This is a genomic window from Anabaena subtropica FACHB-260, assembly GCF_014697105.1.
In the GTDB taxonomy this organism is placed as follows: domain Bacteria; phylum Cyanobacteriota; class Cyanobacteriia; order Cyanobacteriales; family Nostocaceae; genus Trichormus; species Trichormus subtropicus.
The window spans coordinates 22,197-41,980 of the sequence record NZ_JACJRF010000004.1 but is presented as its reverse complement, the minus strand read 5'-3'; the positions used below and the strand labels follow the sequence as shown (position 1 = coordinate 41,980).

The window sequence follows — 19,784 nt, the reverse complement described above, 5'->3', positions numbered from 1 at the left end:
AAAAGCTGATTCAAATCCTAGACTTGATGAAAAAACATAGAGTACAGTTTTCCAACTGTATTTTTTTTTTGACTTGACTGGGGAAAGGAACAGAGATTTATAATTATTCTTTAACAGATCACAAGCATGGCAGCATTGTTAGGACGAGATTTGTTAAGTCTGGCAGACTTGACTCCTACAGAAATTCAAGAACTCCTGCAATTGGCAACCCAATTGAAATCACAACAGTTGAAGTTGCGGTGTAATAAAGTATTGGGTTTGTTATTTTCTAAGGCTTCAACTCGTACAAGAGTCAGTTTTACAGTGGCGATGTACCAATTGGGTGGACAAGTAATTGATCTTAATCCCAATGTTACTCAAGTTAGTCGGGGAGAACCAATACAAGATACCGCACGAGTATTAGATCGATATCTGGATGTTTTGGCAATCCGCACTTTTGAACAACAAGAGTTAGTAACTTTTGCTGAGTACGCCAAAATTCCGGTAATTAATGCACTTACAGATTTAGAACATCCTTGCCAAATATTAGCGGATTTATTAACTGTACAAGAATGTTTTGGCAAAACTTCTGGGTTAACTTTGACCTATGTTGGTGATGGTAATAATGTTGCTAATTCTTTGATGCTTGGCTGTGCTTTGGCGGGGATGAATGTGAAAATTGCTACTCCTAGTGGATATGAGCCAGACCCCAAAGTTGTAGCACAAGCACAGGCAATAGGAGATGGTAAAACGGAAATTCTGCTGACTCATGACCCAGAATTAGCGACTAAAGACGCATCAGTACTCTACACTGACGTTTGGGCAAGTATGGGACAAGAAGCAGAAGCGGACGATCGCTTTCCTATTTTTCAACCTTACCAAATTTCCGAACAGTTATTAAGTCTAGCAAGACCAGATGCAATTGTTTTACATTGTTTACCAGCTCATCGTGGTGAAGAAATTACAGAAGAAGTGATCGAAGGTTCTCAATCACGAGTTTGGCAACAAGCAGAAAATCGAATGCACGTTCAAAAAGCTTTGCTAGCTAGTATTTTAGGGGCAGAGTGAACAGTTAAAAGTCGAAAGTAAGAAGGCAAAAGCAAAGTAAATTAGCTTTCTTTTGCCTTTTATATTTTGATTTTTATCTTGTTATTCGAGATTTTTTGTAGTACTAATGTTCTAGGGACATTTATATTTACCTCCCTATTATTTTATGGAACGCCTAACAGAAGCTCAACAAGAACTTTATGAATGGCTGGCAGAATATATCCGCATTCACCAGCATTCACCTTCGATTCGCCAAATGATGCAAGCGATGAATTTAAAATCACCTGCACCTATTCAAAGTCGTTTAGAACATTTACGCACGAAAGGATACATTGAATGGACTGAAGGTAAAGCCAGAACGATTCGGATTTTACAACCTATTAAGCAAGGTGTGCCAGTTTTAGGCGCGATCGCAGCAGGTGGTTTAATAGAACCATTCACTGATGCTGTAGAGCATATCGACTTTTCCAATTTCACTTTACCTGCTCAAACTTATGCTTTGCGGGTAACTGGCGACAGCATGATTGAAGATTTAATTACCGATGGCGATTTGGTATTTCTCCGTCCAGTCCCTGAACCAGATCAGTTAAAAAACGGGACAATTGTCGCCGCCAGGGTTGATGGTTACGGTACTACATTAAAACGATTTTACAGAAGTGGCGATCGCATCACCCTCAAACCAGCCAATCCCAAATACAATCCCATTGAAGTTACAGCCATGCAGGTACAGGTACAGGGTTCTCTCGTCGGTGTTTGGCGCGGTTATATGTGAATGGGAAGATGGGGGAGATATGGGAGATGGGGAAGAATTTCACCTACCCTGTCTTCCTCATCCCCTCATCCCCTCATCTTCCTCATCTCCAATCCCTAGAAATTTTGAATTTTGAATTGGTATTATGTACCTGAAGCAAGATCCAGTGCAGCAACTTCCTGTTTTCCGGCTCAAATTACCATTTGTCAGGGAAGGTCAAGGTAGTTATCAGACTCAGCCGTTACCAGGGTGTCCTAGAATGCCGTTATCTGTGCAGTTACGCCAGTATCAGCGTCAAGCTATGACTAACTGGTTTGCGAATAATGGCAGAGGAACGCTGAAAATGGCGACTGGTAGCGGTAAAACTATTACTGCACTGGCGATCGCTTGTGAACTATACCAGCAGATTAGCTTACAAGTGCTGTTGGTGGTGTGTCCCTATCGTCATTTGGTCACACAATGGGCGCGAGAATGCGAGAAATTTAATTTACAACCAATATTAGCCTTTGAGAATCTACGCACTTGGCAAAGTCAACTTTCTACCCAACTTTACAATCTGCGTTCAGGTTCTCAAGGCTTTGTAACTGTGATTACTACCAATTCCACATTAATTGGTGATGGTTTTCAGTCGCAACTCAAGTATTTTCCTGCCAAAACTTTAATTATTGGTGATGAAGCCCATAATTTAGGCGCACCTAAGTTAGAGGAAAGTTTACCCCGGCGTGTAGGGTTGAGACTCGCTTTATCGGCTACACCTGAAAGATATTTTGATGATGAAGGTACACAATCTTTATTTGATTATTTTGGCACGGTTTTACAACCAGAGTTTACTTTGAGGGATGCGATCTCTCAAGGTGCATTAGTACATTATTTGTATTATCCCATACTAGTGGAACTCACGGAAGCTGAAAGTATTTCCTATTTAAAGTTAACGAAAAAAATTGGTAGGGCGCTACTATATCGAGAAAGAGAAAGCGGCGAGTCATCTAATTTGGAAGATCATGAAGATTTAAAGCCGTTATTGATGCAAAGGGCGAGATTAATTGGTGCAGCAGCCAATAAATTACCTGCTTTACGTGATTTGATGACAACGCGCCGAGAAACTACTCATACACTCTTTTATTGTAGTGATGGTTCCCCAGAAATAGGACAACGTTCCTCTTTACGTCAACTCAAAGCCGTTGCCAAAATTTTGGGAGTGGAATTAGGTTACAAAGTCAGTACATACACAGCAAAAACACCCTTACACGAAAGAGAAACTTTGCGTCTTCAATTTGAACAAGGTAAATTACAAGGTTTAGTAGCAATTCGTTGTTTAGATGAAGGAGTAGATATTCCAGCAATTCAAACGGCTGTGATTTTGTCTAGTTCTGGTAATCCTCGCCAATTCATTCAGCGACGAGGAAGAGTGTTGCGTCCTCACCCAAATAAAGAACGGGCTACCATCTACGATATGATTGTTTTGCCACCAGATTTAGATCGGGAAACCATAGAAGTAGAGCGCAATCTGTTAAGAAAAGAGTTGCGTAGGTTTGTAGAATTTGCTGATTTGGCTGATAATGCAGGACAAGCAAGGATTAAGTTACTTAATTTGCAAAAACGCTATGGTTTACTGGATATTTGATTAGTAAATGCCGAATGTATAAACTTTAAGTTAAACTAGTTATTAGTTGGAAAAATACTTGTATTGTATAATTAATATATGTTTTTTTATTAAAAGATAGTTATTTCTATTACAAAATATCATCTAAGTAGATTAGTAAAAATTAAAATCAGAATCTTATTCGACCAGGAAGTTAAATTTTGTCGTCAGGCTTAAAAATTAATCATTACTAAGCCCATTTTGTGCTGCTTTTTCTCAGTTCTTTATTGCAATAACTGAAAACTTGACCTAATGCAATCACTTTATTCTGTGGATTTGCCTACTCTAGAGCAGGTAGTTGAATATTCACCTTTAACTGTATTACCAGATACCCTAATCATTGATGTAATTTCTCGAATGAATCCGGTAAAAAGCAGTTTAGTAGAATCTACATCTGATTTTAGTAGTTGTGTTTTAGTAGTTAAAGAAAACAACTTAGTAGGCATATTCACTCTACGGGATGTAGTCCGGCTGACTGGGGCGGGAGTAGATTTATTTAGGGTCAAAATTTCTGAGGTGATGACACAGCCAGTCGTCAGCCTAACGTTAGCTCCGGATCAAAATGCCCTGACAGCTTTATCTTTGATGTGCCAGCATCGAATTCGCCATTTGCCTCTAGTAGATGAGCAAGGGCAATTAGTAGGTTTGATTACCCAAGATAGAATTCGTCAGGTCATCCAACCAACTCACCTGCTGAAGCTGCGATGTGTGACAGAAGTGATGACCACAGAAGTGATTCATGCTCTGCCAACTACATCTGTGTTGGAATTATCCCAAATTATGAGCGATCGCCAAATCAGTTGTCTGGTAATTGTCGCAAAACAGGAAACGGCGCTGATCCCTGTAGGCATGATCACTGAGAAAGATATTATTAAAGTCCAGTTACAGGGACTAGATATAGCCCAAACCCAGGCGCAAGAAGTGATGAGTAGTCCTGTATTCAGTGTCAGTCCTACTGAATCTTTATGGACGGTTCACCAGTTGATGCAAGCGCGACAGGTGCGGCGGTTAGTTGTAGTTGGAGAACAAGGAGAACTACAAGGACTGGTGACACAAACCAATTTTTTGCAAGTACTTGATCCTCTAGAAATAGTTACAGTTATCCAAGCTTTACAAGCAAAAATTTCAGAGCAAACGGTGCAACTCAGGCAAAGCAACCATCAGTTACAACAGGAAGTGATACAACGCCGCCAGGTTGAGAAATCACTACGCCAAGCTCAACAAGAATTAGAGTTGCGGGTGGCGGAGCGTACAGCTGAATTGGTACAAACAAATATACGTCTGCAACAAGAGATTGAGGAACGCAAACAAGCACAAGCAGAATTACAGCAAAATGAATGGAAACTTCGCGCCGTCTTTGACAGTACTTTTGAATTTATGGGACTACTGACGACGGAAGGGATTGTCATCAACGCAAATCGTGCAGCTTTAGACATTGTCGCCGCTAATTTGTCAGATGTCATGGGAAAACCCTTTTGGGAAACACCGTGGTGGGTGCATTTCCCAGAACAGCAGCAAATACTGCAAAAGGCGATCGCCCGTGCAGCAAATGGTGAGTTTGTTCGGATGGAAACTAAACACATTTGGGCAAATGGAAAACAGGCATTTGTAGACTTTTCCCTGAAGCCCATTTTTGATGAAACTGGAACTGTGGTAATGTTGGTTCCAGAAGGGCGAGATATCACTGATTGCAAACAATCGGAACTAGAAATCCGTAAATTTGTTTCTCTGGCTGATAACAGCACAGAATTTATTGGTATGTGTGATATGAATTTTGTGCCGTTCTATCTCAACCCGGCAGGCATGGAACTAGTCGGTTTGAATGACACTCACCAATATAGCGAAACGCCAGTCAGGGAATTTTTCTTTCCCGAAGATCAGGACTTTATCATCAATGAATTTTTCCCGCGTGTTTTGTGTGAAGGACGGGCGGAGGTAGAAATTCGTTTCCGTCATTTCAAGACGGGGGAAGCATTATGGATGGTTTACAGCGTTTCTTGCATCAAAGACACGAACGACCAGTTAATTGGTCTGGCAAGCGTCAGCCGCAATATTACCGATCGCAAGCTGTCCGAACAGAAAATTGCCGAACAAGCGTCTTTAATTGATATCGGCACTGATGCCATTTTTGTCCGTGATTTAGAAAACCGCATTCTGTTCTGGAGTCGAGGGGCTGAAAACTTATACGGTTGGACAGCAGAAGAAAGTGTGGGGAAAGTAGCTCATGAACTTTTTCATACAGAATCTTTGTCTGAATTGGAAGCAGCTTTAAAAACTACTGTCGAACAAGGTTCATGGCAAGGTGAGTTAGAGAAAACCACCAAAACTGGGAGAAAAATTATCGTTGCTAGTCGGTGGACACGAATACACAATCAATTCGGACAAACTCAATCTATCTTAACAGTCAACACCGATATTACTGAGAAAAAACAACTAGAACAACAATTCTATCGCGCTCAACGCCTAGAGAGTCTAGGAACCCTAGCTAGTGGTATTGCTCACGACTTGAACAACGTCTTTGCACCCATCATGATGATTGCCCAACTGTTGCCTTTAAGGTGCAGAAATGTGGATGAAAAGACTCAAGAACTGTTTCACACACTAGAAAACAGCTCGAAGCGTGGATCTGAATTAGTTAAACAAATTCTCACCTTTGCCCGTGGTACAGAAGGTAAACACATCCTGTTGCAACCTGGACATTTGCTCCAAGAATTAGTCAAAGTTATCAAGCAGACATTTCCTAAATCTATTGAAATCGTGACTGACATTCCCACAAATACTTTGTGGATGGTGCAAGGTGATCCTACTCAAATAGAACAGGTATTCATGAATTTGGCCGTTAATGCCCGTGATGCCATGCCCAATGATGGTATTCTCACCATCACTGCTGAAAATCGAATCATTGACAACACATATTCTCGAATGCACCTTGAGGCTCACGCGGGAGGCTATGTCGTTGTCACTATCTCAGATACAGGGACGGGAATTCCACCAGAATTTTTGGAGCGCATCTTTGATCCCTTTTTTACCACTAAAGAAGTCGGGAAAGGTACAGGACTGGGGCTATCAACGGTTTTAGGTATAGTCAAGAACTACGGTGGTTTTGTGGATGTATCCAGTCAGGTAGGTAAAGGAACAAAATTTCAGGTGTTTCTGCCCAGAGGAGAAGGAACAGCAATCGAGACAGCAACACAGACAGATTTGCCCAGAGGCCAGGGTGAGTTAATTTTAGTTGTAGATGATGAAAGAGTTGTCCAACAAACCACTCAGGAAACCTTAGAACATTACAATTATAAAACTCTATTGGCTAACGATGGCATTGAGGCGATCGCTCTCTATGTTGAACATAAGCCAGAAATCAGTGCCGTCTTGCTAGATGTGAATATGCCCAACATGGATGGATTGACAACCATTCGCACTCTACTAACTCTCAATCCCAGTGTCAAGATTATTGCTACCAGTGGCTTACCCGCCAATCAGCTAAAAACTATTGCAACTGGTGCTAAGAAATTTCTCTCTAAGCCTTACACAGCAACAGATTTATTACATACTCTATCAGATGCGATCGGTAGGAGGAATTAGGGTGTAGGGGTGTACTCACAGGTGTGGTAAGGGTATAGGCGCTGATTAAACTATACTTCAATTGTACTGAGCAAGTATACTTCCTCACTGGGCGCTACTTTGTAAATTTTTTTATAAAAGTTGTGCTTAATTGTACTTTTTGTGAAAAATTAAAGATTATTAAAATTGAGTGTTTGTCTATTTAAAAAAATTACTAATATTTAATTATAAAAATTTTATGTTTGTTGATTATATCAAAAAACAAAATAAAAATAAATCCTATTTTGTCCAAAAAATAGGAAATTGTATATCGACAATTAGCAGAATTTGCAAATAGCGGTGATAGTGGCTTTACGGATGTAAAAGCAGGGATTGGGGCGGTTAAAATAGAGAAAAAGGTCTTTTTAAAAAACTCAGATGTCTCAAGAGCAAAATATCGATGATGTTCAGGAGCCAATTATTCATGCTCCGCCGGAGGTGCAACAAATTATTGAGCGGGTATGGCATCTGGAAAAAAACAGGCTAGATAGAAAAAGTAATAGCCCTATCAATGATGATATTTTGACAATTGTGAAGGAAGCGGTGCAATGAAGTTGACTTCAATTAAACTATGCAATTTTCGCTCCTTTTATGGCAAAACACCAGAGATAGTTATTGCTGGGGGGGATGTTCTTAACACCACGATAATTCATGGGAATAATGGTTCAGGTAAAACTAGTTTACTGAATGCCTTTACGTGGGTATTATATGAGAAGTTTAGTGCAGCCTTTGCCTCGATAGAACAACTAGTGAATAAACGGGCGATCGCTGAAGCTACAATCGGACAAGTTGTAGAATGTTGGGTAGAGATTAACTGGGAACACGAAGGTAAACGCTACAACGTCAAACGCCAGTGTAAAGGCTATAAAAATAAAACCGACTTTGCCGTGGGTAAAACAGAATTACTCATGCAGGTAGCTGGAGATGATGGGAGATGGTATTACCCAAGTCAACAACCAGAAGAAATCATTGGGCAGATTTTACCAGTTAGTTTACATCAATACTTTTTCTTCGACGGCGAACGCATAGAAGAAATTGTTCGTTCTGATAAAAAAGCGGAAATTGCCGAAGCTACTAAAATTTTCTTGGGTGTGGAAGTAATTAACCGTTCTATCAGGCATTTAGGAGAAGCTAAAAAAAGTTTAGAGAATGAGTTAAAAGCAATTGGTGACTCTGAGATTAAGCAGCTTTTACGTGAACAAGAGAAACTAGAACAAGAAATTGAACGCATTCACACCAGACAAACAGAAATTAAGCAAGAGTTAGAATATCAACAAACCTTTAAGAAAGAAACAGGTAATCGTTTACAAGAATTAAGTGCAGCCAAAGAACTGCAACAAAGACGACAAGAGCTAGAAAATCAAAAAAACTCCAATCAAGAAAGCCTCAGACAAACTAGAGAATCACTAAAGAAAATTATTTCTGCACGGGGTTACACCGTATTATTATCAGATACTACAGCCGAATTTCGGACGATTATAAATCAACTTAAGCAACAAGGTGACTTAACTGCGGGAATTTCACGGGAATTTATTCATGAGTTATTAAAATCCCAACGCTGTATTTGTGGTGCAGAATTACATGAAGGTAATCATGCTCATACAAATGTGAGTCTCTGGTTAAATCAAGCAGGTTCTTCGGCTGTGGAAGAAACGGCAATTCGCATGAGCGCCCAAGTAGATGAAATTGATAAGCAAGCCATAGCATTTTGGGAAGATGTAGATAAAGAACAACTCAGAATCAATCAGTTGCGGCAAAATATATCTCAAGTGGAAAATGAATTAGAAACCATTCAAGAACGCTTACGCAAAGATGCAAACGAAGAAATTAGCAGTTTACAAAAGCGGTTAGATGAGATTGAAAGTAAAATTGATGAATTAAATAGAGAACAAGGTGCAAATCAGCAAGAAATTTCTCATTTGCAGGCTGATATTGATGCTTTAGTTAAACAAATTGCTAAACAAAAGCTCAACGAAGAAAAACAGTTATTGGCACAAAGGCGGATTAATGCTACACAAGACGCAATTGAACGCTTAACAGAAGTCAGAAATCGCCAAGAAAATCAGTTTCGGCTGCAATTAGAAAAGCGCTTGCAAGAGATATTTAATTCCGTATCTTTTACGCCTTATGTACCTAAAATCAGCGATAAATATGAATTGACTCTTGTAGAAAGTACATCAGGGATGGAAGCGTCAGTCGCCGCGTCTACTGGTGAAAACCAAATTCTTAGTTTGTCTTTTATTGCCAGTATTATTGATAAAGTAAGAGATTGGAGCGAAAAACGCAAAATCTTAACGGTACCCGATAGCAGTACTTTTCCCATCGTCATGGATTCCCCTTTTGGGAGTTTAGATGAAACTTATCGCCGTCGCATTGCTCAAACATTACCTGAGTTGGCTAATCAGTTGATAGTGTTAGTGACAAAAACTCAATGGCGGGGGGAAGTGGAAGCAGAGATGACAAATAGAATTGGTAGGGAATACGTGCTGACTTATTACTCTTCTAAGCCAGACTGTGAACAAGATTATATTGAATTGGGTGGACAAAGATATCCTTTGGTGAAACAAAGCCCGAATGAGTTTGAATATACTGAGGTGATAGTGGTAGAGAGGGAGTGGTGATATTCAGCAGAATTTTGAGAGGTTATTTATAGCGATTCTTTGTGAAGTTAGGTGTAGAGTTAATGTTTTTAAACGCAGAGGAGCGCGGAGAGTTTTTATTAGTGCAGTTGAGAAAAGGGAGTTGGTTATGGTTGCAAGTCCAGACCGGAATTATATGTCTCCTCAAGAATATTTGGAATGGGAAGAACGCCAAGATATTAAATATGAGTATGTCAATGGTGAAGTTTTCGCCATGACTGGGGGAACTCTTCCTCATAATGATATTGCCCTCAACTTGGCTACATCCCTAAAAACTCATCTACGTGGTGGCTTATGTCGTGTTAATATGTCTGATGCGAAAGTAGGGGTATCTGATAACGGGTCATTTCATTACCCTGATGTTGTTGTGAGTTGTGATGACAGAGATAGACAGGCTATTAAATTTCTTCAGTATCCTTGTCTAATTGTCGAAGTTTTATCTCCAAGTACCGAGGCTTATGACCGAGGTGCTAAATTTAAGCAGTATCGCCGCATTCAAACCTTAAAAGAATACGTCCTAATTGATGCAGAAAAAATCAATTTAGATTGTTTTCGGTTAAATGAAAACGGTATTTGGGAGTTGTATTCTTACGAAGAGGGAAATGAGGTTTATTTGCAGAGTGTTGATTTTCGCTTTCCCATATCTTTGGTTTATGAGGATGTGTTTTTGGGTTAATTTGCTTACTTGGTATAAAATTATAAGAAGTGACACTTGTACCTTTCGGTTAAAATAGCAACAAAGCGATTATCAATATCATGGCAGAAACGGGCAGAATCAGGGTTGCTAAAGATAAAGCAGATTTAGTTAAAGCGTTGACATCTTCAGATGGTAGCACTGGGCCTTTTCAAACCTTTGCTGATGTGATTGTGTTTGCTGCTGCGTTAGGTGCAAAGCATAAAAAGCGCGTACCCTTAGGGGAAATTTCTAAACGAGAACCATCACCAATTCGGTTAGAATATTTTGCTTCAGTGGGAAATGATGTGGTAATTAAATTACTGGGAATGACTGAAACTCAGGACATTAATATATTATCCATTTATGAAGAAGAGTATGAGACTCAACGCAACAGTATTTTTGAAGAATATGCTAACGGTGGATTAGAGATATTACAAAATGAGTTGCGTGGAGCAGTGGATTATTCAGAGAGAATTTTATTATTTCTCAGCTATGAACGGACTCACAAAGATGAGAAAGAAGAGGAATTTGATTTAAGTAAATTCCTCTTTTAACTAAATTGATGTTGATAATTAACAACTAACTAATTACATCCATCCCAGACTATCTATTACCATTTTTACTGCATCATTAACAGCATTTGCTGCTGTAGTTAATTTAAAAGGTTTATCAGGATTTTTTGGTTTTGGGTCTATTCTAACTACGTTATCCTGCCAAAGTAGATTTTCTCTAGACCAATTTATCTGTGAAAGTTGTAAAACTTTTTCTTCATTAAAATAGTTATCTGTTTGAGAATAAGTCAAATATAACAAACGTCCTAAAACTTCCAAGCCAACACTTACACCTAAAAGACAATCTTCCTTAAATGCCGCTACTTCATCCTCACCTAATTCTTCTACTGGTGTATCAAAAATATATTCTGTATTACTACATCGTGAGAAAAATTTATTCAGACAAATAACTAGAGAATCTGATGCTTCATAAACATCATAGTCTCGCAATTGGTGATTTGGGTCTTTAGTAAAGATACAACTCACAAACCTAGCTATATAGTTAGTTGTATAAATCAGCTTTTGTTTGGTAGCAGGAGAAGATTTAATCTTTTCTGTTTTACCTTGAAACATTGGCACTCTTTGTATTAATTCTTTAGTAATGCCAACTCGACCAGAAAACTCACCAAATGATAATAACAATGATTTATCTAATTGTCTTGTTTGTGCCATGTCTCTAAAGTCTGTCTGACATTGGCGTAAGTCCCCTTCCAATACCAGTGTAATTGGAAAATCATCATCACTAATTAAGTAACTTTCAGCACTTTCAATTAATTCATGAATAGCACGCTTCCGATGTTGTCCATCAGTGATATCTAATTTGACTCCGCGACGAATGACAACTAGACAAATACCTCTACCTAAGTCAATAATTATGATATCTTTTGGATCTATATTTGCAGTTAAAGTTCCTACAATCCAAGGCTTTCCCTTTCTGGCACGTTCAACTATGTATTGCGTAATTTCTTCTGCATGACCTTTCACTTCTGGGCGATTTTTCCCCGAATCAGGATCATTACCCGTGGATGGTTTTGCTTGCAGAAGACCAGAAAAATCACTTGCAGGTACATTTATTTGTAGCATTGTTCGCTTTCCCTGCCTAAAAATTAACCCAGGATAACAACGCTCACGATGGTATTTAGAAAAAAAAGGTTCAAGAAAGGCATTAAACTTACCTCGAACTTCTGGTGGAATGGTATTTGCACTATCCTGGTTTATGTTAACCATAGAGGAATTGGTATAATTTCAGTCAAGTATTTAACATAATAATCCGTTTTTCAGCAGTTTGGAATCAGTAAAAACCCTTTTAAAGGAACTTGTGAAAGTTTTCACTTATATCAGCGACGGGAGTCCTACTTCTTTTGGATCAACAAACTCACCATCAAAGCCTATAGTTTGATTTTCTACAGTCCTAGCATTAGCTAAAGCCTTACGAAGTTCAGCACGTTCCATAGAATCTTGAATTCCGCCAAGGATATAAATTAATAACTTTGTTGCTAATTCCTTTCCTGACACTTGCACTCGCTTTTTATTAGGGTCATACAATACCCCATACCACAAAGATTGAGGGTATTCCATACCAGTAAAACCCCCTTGTTGGTCAAACTTGCGTAACTTCTTAAAAATGCCGGCTACAGACAAACCTTTTTTAAAAACTAAAAATCCTAAAGCTTGTGCTATAGCCACTTGTGCTACAGGACGGAAAAGTATGTTTGCTTCACCACCGCCCTTTTCAAAACTGAAGCGTCGTAAAATAGGCGTATCTTCGTGTTCCAAAATCTTATAACTAGGTAAACTTGCCAAGTTATCAAAAAGTTTGGTGAATTCTGCAATTCCCTCTTCAATTTCCTCATCCTCTGGACGCATGGGAATTAAACCTTTCTCAAAAGGTTTCCAGTGCGGGAACTTTTGACCCAAGTACCTTTCTGACATATCTTGCAATGCTTGCAAAGTTGTCAAGACTGTGGAATTTGCTGCGACTGTTGCACTATTCCAATTAACGCGGGGGTTACGATTTGGTTTTTGTTCTAAAAGCGGATGAGTAACTGCAATTTTTCGCGCCACAATTGCAAAACCATCATCTTCATTTAACTGCGCTAACTGACCTTTAGTTAACGGTGCAGCCATTAAGTTAACATGAACAAATACTGACCTCACCCTTCGCCTTGCTTCAATGCGAGTTTCTCCAGCATTCACCGCACAAATGAACTCAATACCTATTTTTTCTTTGGGTAAACTTTGTAAATAATCAGGGTCTACTTGATACTGCTCTAGCAAATCTGACACTGTAATAAAACTATCATCAGCCGTTTTATCCTTTTTGTATCGCTGGAGTTTGCCAGTTTTGATTAACTCTATCAACCCCTGCACTCCCATTAATCGATGTTGTCCATCTAATGCGTAAATGCTGACGTTATCCTCAGAAACATTGAGCAAGCCGACCTTATCATCTTGATCCAGGGGTGTAAAATCAGTAGTAGACTTTCTCGCACGTCCTTCACTATCCCATTCATCGGTTTTGTGTTGATCTACCCAAGACTGATTAATTACCACTAGGACTGGTGGAAACTTATGATTTTTTCTAGCTGCTAAATACTGAACAAGGGGTGCTTGACGTGACCAGTCAAGGGGACGCTGTTGGATTTCGTCAATAGTATCCGCGTCAATTTCGACGTTATCAGTCTCTGCATTATACTTTTTTTGCAGTAGAGGTAAACCAGAGGCGAAGTGAACCCTACCTGCAAACCATTCCAGAGTGACAGACCCTACATAAGACTCTGTACCCCCCATCTCGGTTTTTTGAACGAGAATTTGGTCTTTTTTTTGTAAAAACTTGTCTAAAAGTAAAGCTAGTACCTGTTTTTCCTTGTCTTCTCGCTCTAAGTAATCTCTAGCAATATCAGCAGTTGGGTCAGATGCGGTATCTCTCATATTAATTTTTAAAAACTTAGTCTTGTAGTGTAGCTATATTTTCCAAAAAGTTAGATACTAGTTAATCAGTTTTTAAAAACTTTTTGGCAACCCGCACATTCCAATTCGTTGGGTCAGAAAAAATGCGGTAACGCCCAAATGTCCAGAGGTAGGGAGCAATGAGTACAACACAACAGCCAGAAAATAAAGGTCAGCAAACACGTACTGTATCAGACTTGGTGGAAGAGATCCAAGCTCTCACTACGGAAATTCAAGAATTGTATTGTTTAGATGCGATACCTTGGGTTATTGGTTATTCGGGTGGAAAAGACAGTACTGCAACGTTACAGCTGGTTTGGAATGCAATATCGGGACTCCCACCGGAAAAGCTGACTAAAACAATATACGTGATCACGACAGACACGCTAGTAGAGAATCCGATTGTTGCTGCTTGGGTACGTAATTCTCTCAAACAGATGGAATTGGAGACGCAAGCGCAAGGATTACCATTTCAGCCTCATCTACTACAGCCAGATTTTAAAGAAACATTTTGGGTTGGTTTGATTGGTAAGGGTTATCCAGCACCAAGAGGGAAATTTCGTTGGTGTACAGAACGTCTGAAAATCAATCCCTCAAATCGCTTTATTCGTGATGTTATCCGCACTAATGGAGAAGCTATTGTTATTTTAGGTACTCGGAAAGCAGAAAGTACAAGGCGCGCTTCTAGAATGAGAAAATTAGAAGCTATGCGAGTACGCGATCGCCTTAGTCCTAATATGAATTTGCCAAACTCTCTAGTTTACAGTCCTATTGAGGATTGGCAAAATGATGATGTTTGGATTTATCTTATGCAATGGCAAAATCCTTGGGGATACAGCAATAAAGATTTATTTGCCATGTATCGAGGCGCTTCTGCTGATAATGAATGTCCCTTAGTCGTTGATACAACTACACCTAGTTGTGGTAGCTCTCGTTTTGGTTGTTGGGTTTGTACCTTAGTCAGTCAAGATAAATCTCTGGCTGCTATGATTCAAAATGACGAAGAAAAAGAGTGGATGCAGCCTCTACTCGATTTTCGGAAAGAATTAGATGCGGAAGAAACACGCGATCGCCGAGATTTTCGCCGCAGAAATGGAGATGTCCAACTTTACGAGCGCAATCTAGAAGGAGAAATATCTATTGAGCCTATTCCTGGCCCCTATGTGAAAGAAGCGCGGGAAGATTGGCTGAGAAAGTTATTGACTATTCAAAAACAACTCCGTCAAACAGCACCAGAAAATATGCGGGACATCACACTGATATCTTTAGAAGAACTTAGCGAAATTCGTCGTATTTGGTTGGAAGAAAGACATGAGTTTGATGACAGCCTACCTCGAATTTATGAAGAAGTAACTGGTGACAAATTTAAAGACCCACGCCCTGGGGCTGATCACAAGTTACTAGGTAGCGATGAATGGAGTGTGTTAGAAGAAATCTGTGCTGATGACAATATGCACCTAGAACTCATGTCAAAACTTTTAAGCACAGAATGGCAATTTCGTAAAAAAACGAAGCGTGTAGGAATATATGAATCTTTAGAAAAATGTTTTAAGTCTAGTTCTCGTTCTCCTCAAGAAGCTATTGAAAATGCTCATTTAAGACGCAATTTAAGTCAAGCTATTAGTCAAGGTGATATTGCTAAAGTCAAGCAACTAACTTTAGGAGATTGTACTGCATCCAATACGGAAGATGTCACACCCAATACAAAAACTGACACAACCAAATCTGATGCTAAGGCGAAGTCTTGGGGAAATAAGAAATTCAAAAGTAAACAGACAAAACTTTAATAGAAATTATTAATTAAAAAGCAAGTAATTCTAATTACTTTGGGAATCAGCCAATAATTTTGATAAAGTCTCTACCTCCTTTGCGTTAACCTCCGCGAACCTCTGCGTTTAAAAAGGCTAAGATTGACACGGCTTAATTATTAGTAAACTCTTAATTCTCTGTAACTCTGTGTCTTCGTGGTTAAAAATCATTTTCACCACAAAGGTACAGAGAGAACAATTGCAATCTGCATCGGTTGAACAAAAATTAATGATATTCCTTGAACTCGTTCTAGAAAACTTTGGCCCCTATTCTGGGAGACAAGTAATCAATCTTGATCCCAGAAGTGAAAACAATCCTCACCCCATTATTTTATTAGGGGGAATGAATGGAGGCGGAAAAACCACACTCATGGATTCTATTCGCCTGGCTTTATATGGACAGCGCGCCCAATGTTCTACCCGTGGTAATTTAAGTTATAGTGATTTCTTAACTCAATGCGTTAATAGTCAAGCTAATCCTGCGGAAAAAACGCGAGTTGAGTTGCTTTTTGAACATATTGAAGATGATAAACCAATAAAATATCGGATTGTCAGAACTTGGGAAAAAAACCCTAAAGATGGTAAAGATGCACTAGGAATTTTAGGTGATGATGACACTTGGCCTGTGGATTCTCTGGTGAATATCTGGGATGACTATATAGAAAATCTTTTGCCTTTGGGGATTTCTAATTTATTTTTATTTGATGGGGAACAAGTTAAAGAACTTGCGGAACAGGAAACACCACCACAAATTGTTATTGAAGCTATTCGCGGATTGTTGGGTTTAGAATTGGCGGATAGATTAGCAATTGATTTAGAGATTTTAGTCAATCGCAAACGTAAGGAACTCGCTGAAACTAAAGATTTAGCGGAATTGGAAGAAATTGAACAAAAGTTAAAATCACAGCAAGAAGATTATCAAGTTATAGAAGAAAAGTTAGGAACTTTCAAAAATCAAATTGAAAAGTTAGAAACTATACAGCGAGAAGCTTTAGATAAATTCGTTTCTGAAGGTGGTAAAATTGCCGCCGAGCGCAATCAGTTAGAACAACAACAAAAGGAAAAATCTAGCGCCATTGAGAATATTAGACAGTCAATGTGTGCGGTAGCTGCTGAGGTTTTACCGTTAGCTTTAATTCCCAATTTACTAAGTCAAATACAAACTCAGGGAGCAAAAGAATTTCGTTATCAACAAATACAATTAGCTAGAGATGTCTTGCTGGAGCGAGATAAACGTCTACTGCAATGGTTAAGTGAAATAGCAATTAATTCTGAACAGGTCGATAAAATCCAATCTTTTTTAGTGGAAGATGTGGATAATTTATATACAGGTTATGCTCAAGCGGAAGCACCTTGGTTATTAGCTGACGAAGAAAGTTTGAGTCAGTTAGATAATGCTAGATATCATTTACAAAATGCTAAAATTTTGACAAAGCAGCAATTAGCTAATCTCAAAAGTATAGAAGAAGAATTGATTGTATTAGCTAGACAAGTGCAGACAGCCGCAGAGCCGGAAGCTTATCAACATCTGCGTGAGACTGTAGAAGCAGCACAAAATCAGGTGGTTCAAGCTAAGGCTGATTTGGAAACAACTCGTCGTATTTTAGCTGAATTAGCAGACTCTATTGAACGAACAAAGAAGGAATTAAGAGAATATACTGATAAAAATATTGATACTAAAAATAGAGGACATATTATTACTTCAGCCGCTAAAGTTCAAGAAACACTTAAGGTTTTTCGGGAAAAATTAACTCTGCGAAAACTCAACAAACTAGAGGAAGAAGTGAAGAATTGCTTCCTCTATCTACTCCACAAATCAGATTTAGTATATCGCCTCACTATTGATACTAAAACTTTTGCCTTATCGCTGTTCGATTTTGATGGTAAACGAGTCCCCAAGCATCGTTTATCAGCAGGGGAAAAACAACTATTAGCGATCGCCTTCCTTTGGGGATTAGCCAAAGTCTCTGGACTGCGCTTACCTGTAGCTATCGATACACCCCTCGGTAGACTCGACTCCTCCCACCGTCAAAACCTAGTAGAGAAGTACTTTCCCGCCGCCAGCCATCAAGTAATTCTCCTATCTACGGATACTGAAATTGGGAAAAAGGAAGTAGAAACACTGAGGAGTAATGAGGCGATCGCCCGTGAATATCTCCTGCAATACAACTCCGCAACTCGTCAGACAACTGTCATAGAAAATAAATATTTTTGGTAATACGAATTATTATGGAATCGCCCATCGAAAGAATTAAACTCTCACAAACAGCTAAAGACCAACTCTTAAAACTCCGCCGCAGCACCAAAATTGACCAATGGAATATCCTTTGTCGTTGGGCTTTTTGTCGTTCCCTCTCCGAATCTACCCCACCTTCACCCGTACCCATTCCCCAAGATAGTAACGTGGAAATGACATGGCGCGTTTTTGGTGGTGAAATCTCAGATATTCTCCTCCTCGCCCTTAAGCAACGCTGTCACAATGACGGCTACCCCAATGATAAAGAAACCCTAGTCACACAATTCCGCCTACATTTACATCGTGGCATTGGCTACTTAGCAGGCGATCCAAATATCAAGAAAATTGAAGATTTAATTGAACTAGCGATAAAAGATGGAAAGGATATTAGTTAACTGTTAACTGTTGACTGTTAACTGAATATTATGCCTGAAGCCTTAGAAATCGAGCGTCATCGAGCAGCGATCGCTCGCACGGAAATCTCTCGTCCTGTACGATTGGCTATAGAATGGGCAATCCTTAACCCAGACACGATTTTTTTTGACTATGGCTGTGGTTATGGTGGTGATGTACAGCGTGTAGCTAACCTTGGTTACACTAGCGCAGGTTGGGACCCATACTACTACCCCAATGAACCAATTACTCCCGCCGATGTGGTCAATTTAGGTTACGTCCTCAACGTCATTGAAGACATAGAGGAACGCCGCCAAAGTCTCATCCAAGCTTGGGAACTCACCCGCAAAGTTTTAATTGTCTCCGCACAAGTATTAATTAATGCCCCCAGTAAAGCCCAACTGGCTTACAGTGATGGGATTGTCACCAGTCGTAATACTTTTCAAAAATATTACGAACAACAAGAACTGAAAAAATATATTGATGAAATCTTAAACGTTGATGCAGTCCCAGTAGCCCTTGGTGTTTATTTCGTCTTTCGCGATGAAGCCGAAAAAGAAAACTTCAAAGCCATCCGCTTCTTTTCTCGTACCTCTACACCGCGAGTTAGGATTCCTACCAAGCGGTTTGAAGACTACCAAGAACAACTCGCACCCCTCATGGCATTTTTCACCAAGCGCGGTAGACTGCCGATAAAAGGAGAACTAGGAAACGAAGAAGAATTACTCAGGGGATTTGGCAACTTTCGCCGGGCTTTCGCTGTTGTGTTGCAAGCCACAGATGAGGCAGAATGGGATGCGATCGCTTACCGTCGTTCTTTAGATATACAGGTTTACCTTGCCCTCACTCACTTTGATAAACGTCCCAAATTTTCCCAACTCGCGCCAGAAATGCGCCATGACATCAAAGCCTTCTTTGGTAGCTACGAGGAAGCCTGTAATGTCGCCGACCAAAAACTTTTTAGTTTAGGTAAACCAAAAGTAGTCCAAACAGCCTGTGAAAAAAGCAAAATAGGTAAACACACAAGGGGCGCTTTATATGTCCACATTTCCGCACTAGCCGCCCTTGAGCCTTTGCTGCGAATTTATGAAGGTTGCGCCAGCCGTACCATTGGGCGTGTAGATGGGGCTACGCTCATCAAATATTACACCGACCAACCGCAAATATCCTATTTATTCTATCCAGAATTTGACACAGACCCCCATCCAGCCTTGAAAGCAAGTATCACAATTGACTTAAAAAGTTTGTATGTCACTCACCGCGACTACAGCAATCGTGCAAATCCACCTGTTTTGCATCGTAAAGAAACTTTTGTTACTCCCAACTACCCACTCTATGAACAATTTGCTAAACTCACCCAACAAGAGCAGGAATTAGGATTACTCAAGCAGAAAAGTGAAATTGGTACTCGTGCAGGTTGGGAAAAATGCCTTGCAGCTCACGGAGTGGAAATTAGGGGACATGAAGTTTATGTGATTCAGGAAGATTAAGAAACCCTGAATGTTGCCAATGA

The 19,784-nt window shown here is 39.6% G+C and carries 14 protein-coding genes; 12 read left to right on the top strand and 2 right to left on the bottom strand.

The features are described 5' to 3' along the window. The first annotated feature begins 126 nt into the window (after positions 1-126). The 8 genes from argF to H6G18_RS03360 all read left to right on the top strand — a co-directional run bounded on the left by argF (position 127) and on the right by H6G18_RS03360 (position 10,888). Entirely contained in the window at positions 127-1,047 is a 921-nt protein-coding gene (gene argF, locus H6G18_RS03395; protein ID WP_190405679.1) for an ornithine carbamoyltransferase, read from the top strand. 145 nt (positions 1,048-1,192) lie between these two features. Further along, positions 1,193-1,798: a transcriptional repressor LexA gene (gene lexA / locus H6G18_RS03390; RefSeq protein ID WP_190405678.1), complete on the top strand. Its 606-nt coding sequence runs from the start codon at positions 1,193-1,195 to the stop codon at positions 1,796-1,798. Between the two features lie 124 nt (positions 1,799-1,922). Then, complete coding sequence (locus tag H6G18_RS03385) at positions 1,923-3,401, top strand: DNA phosphorothioation system restriction enzyme (protein WP_190405677.1); 1,479 nt, start codon at positions 1,923-1,925, stop codon at positions 3,399-3,401. Positions 3,402-3,671: 270 nt separating this feature from the next. Further along, on the top strand, positions 3,672-7,001 hold the full coding sequence (locus tag H6G18_RS03380) for a CBS domain-containing protein (protein WP_190405676.1): 3,330 nt from the start codon (positions 3,672-3,674) through the stop codon (positions 6,999-7,001). A gap of 396 nt (positions 7,002-7,397) precedes the next feature. Continuing rightward, a complete protein-coding gene (locus H6G18_RS03375; RefSeq protein WP_190405675.1) occupies positions 7,398-7,571 on the top strand; it encodes a hypothetical protein in 174 nt (57 codons plus the stop codon). Continuing rightward, on the top strand, positions 7,568-9,640 hold the full coding sequence (locus tag H6G18_RS03370) for an AAA family ATPase (RefSeq protein WP_190405674.1): 2,073 nt from the start codon (positions 7,568-7,570) through the stop codon (positions 9,638-9,640). The genes H6G18_RS03375 and H6G18_RS03370 overlap by 4 nt, the downstream gene beginning before the upstream one ends. A gap of 127 nt (positions 9,641-9,767) precedes the next feature. Next, positions 9,768-10,334, top strand: coding sequence for a Uma2 family endonuclease (locus H6G18_RS03365; protein ID WP_190405673.1), 567 nt, complete (start codon positions 9,768-9,770; stop codon positions 10,332-10,334). 80 nt (positions 10,335-10,414) lie between these two features. Next, the gene (locus tag H6G18_RS03360; RefSeq protein ID WP_190405672.1) at positions 10,415-10,888 is read left to right on the top strand and encodes a DNA phosphorothioation-associated protein 4; all 474 of its coding nucleotides are present in this window, start codon (positions 10,415-10,417) and stop codon (positions 10,886-10,888) included. A 33-nt stretch (positions 10,889-10,921) separates the two neighbouring features. Here the strand turns inward: H6G18_RS03360 and H6G18_RS03355 are convergent, their stop codons facing one another. Further along, complete coding sequence (locus tag H6G18_RS03355; RefSeq protein WP_190405671.1) at positions 10,922-12,112, bottom strand: DNA sulfur modification protein DndB; 1,191 nt, start codon at positions 12,110-12,112, stop codon at positions 10,922-10,924. A 105-nt stretch (positions 12,113-12,217) separates the two neighbouring features. Beyond that, a complete protein-coding gene (locus H6G18_RS03350) occupies positions 12,218-13,816 on the bottom strand; it encodes a DGQHR domain-containing protein (RefSeq protein WP_190405670.1) in 1,599 nt (532 codons plus the stop codon). A gap of 158 nt (positions 13,817-13,974) precedes the next feature. On the opposite strand from H6G18_RS03350, the gene dndC reads away from it, so the two are divergent. From dndC to H6G18_RS03330, 4 genes are all read left to right on the top strand, one after another. After that, positions 13,975-15,621: a DNA phosphorothioation system sulfurtransferase DndC gene (dndC, locus tag H6G18_RS03345; protein WP_190405669.1), complete on the top strand. Its 1,647-nt coding sequence runs from the start codon at positions 13,975-13,977 to the stop codon at positions 15,619-15,621. A 250-nt stretch (positions 15,622-15,871) separates the two neighbouring features. After that, complete coding sequence (dndD, locus tag H6G18_RS03340; RefSeq protein ID WP_190405668.1) at positions 15,872-17,860, top strand: DNA sulfur modification protein DndD; 1,989 nt, start codon at positions 15,872-15,874, stop codon at positions 17,858-17,860. A gap of 11 nt (positions 17,861-17,871) precedes the next feature. Further along, positions 17,872-18,273: a DNA sulfur modification protein DndE gene (dndE, locus tag H6G18_RS03335; RefSeq protein WP_190405667.1), complete on the top strand. Its 402-nt coding sequence runs from the start codon at positions 17,872-17,874 to the stop codon at positions 18,271-18,273. Positions 18,274-18,303: 30 nt separating this feature from the next. After that, positions 18,304-19,761: a DNA phosphorothioation-associated putative methyltransferase gene (locus tag H6G18_RS03330; RefSeq protein ID WP_190405666.1), complete on the top strand. Its 1,458-nt coding sequence runs from the start codon at positions 18,304-18,306 to the stop codon at positions 19,759-19,761. The last annotated feature ends 23 nt before the right edge of the window (positions 19,762-19,784 follow it).

Excerpts from the sequence above, each read along its gene's own strand:
- H6G18_RS03330 (WP_190405666.1), top strand. The coding sequence starts at position 18,304 with ATGCCTGAAGCCTTAGAAATCGAGCGTCATCGAGCAGCGATCGCTCGC.
- dndE (WP_190405667.1), top strand. The coding sequence starts at position 17,872 with ATGGAATCGCCCATCGAAAGAATTAAACTCTCACAAACAGCTAAAGAC.
- H6G18_RS03360 (WP_190405672.1), top strand. The coding sequence starts at position 10,415 with ATGGCAGAAACGGGCAGAATCAGGGTTGCTAAAGATAAAGCAGATTTA.
- H6G18_RS03375 (WP_190405675.1), top strand. The coding sequence starts at position 7,398 with ATGTCTCAAGAGCAAAATATCGATGATGTTCAGGAGCCAATTATTCAT.
- H6G18_RS03350 (WP_190405670.1), bottom strand. The coding sequence starts at position 13,816 with ATGAGAGATACCGCATCTGACCCAACTGCTGATATTGCTAGAGATTAC.
- H6G18_RS03385 (WP_190405677.1), top strand. The coding sequence starts at position 1,923 with ATGTACCTGAAGCAAGATCCAGTGCAGCAACTTCCTGTTTTCCGGCTC.
- H6G18_RS03370 (WP_190405674.1), top strand. The coding sequence starts at position 7,568 with ATGAAGTTGACTTCAATTAAACTATGCAATTTTCGCTCCTTTTATGGC.
- argF (WP_190405679.1), top strand. The coding sequence starts at position 127 with ATGGCAGCATTGTTAGGACGAGATTTGTTAAGTCTGGCAGACTTGACT.
- lexA (WP_190405678.1), top strand. The coding sequence starts at position 1,193 with ATGGAACGCCTAACAGAAGCTCAACAAGAACTTTATGAATGGCTGGCA.
- H6G18_RS03380 (WP_190405676.1), top strand. The coding sequence starts at position 3,672 with ATGCAATCACTTTATTCTGTGGATTTGCCTACTCTAGAGCAGGTAGTT.
- H6G18_RS03355 (WP_190405671.1), bottom strand. The coding sequence starts at position 12,112 with ATGGTTAACATAAACCAGGATAGTGCAAATACCATTCCACCAGAAGTT.
- H6G18_RS03365 (WP_190405673.1), top strand. The coding sequence starts at position 9,768 with ATGGTTGCAAGTCCAGACCGGAATTATATGTCTCCTCAAGAATATTTG.
- dndD (WP_190405668.1), top strand. The coding sequence starts at position 15,872 with ATGATATTCCTTGAACTCGTTCTAGAAAACTTTGGCCCCTATTCTGGG.
- dndC (WP_190405669.1), top strand. The coding sequence starts at position 13,975 with ATGAGTACAACACAACAGCCAGAAAATAAAGGTCAGCAAACACGTACT.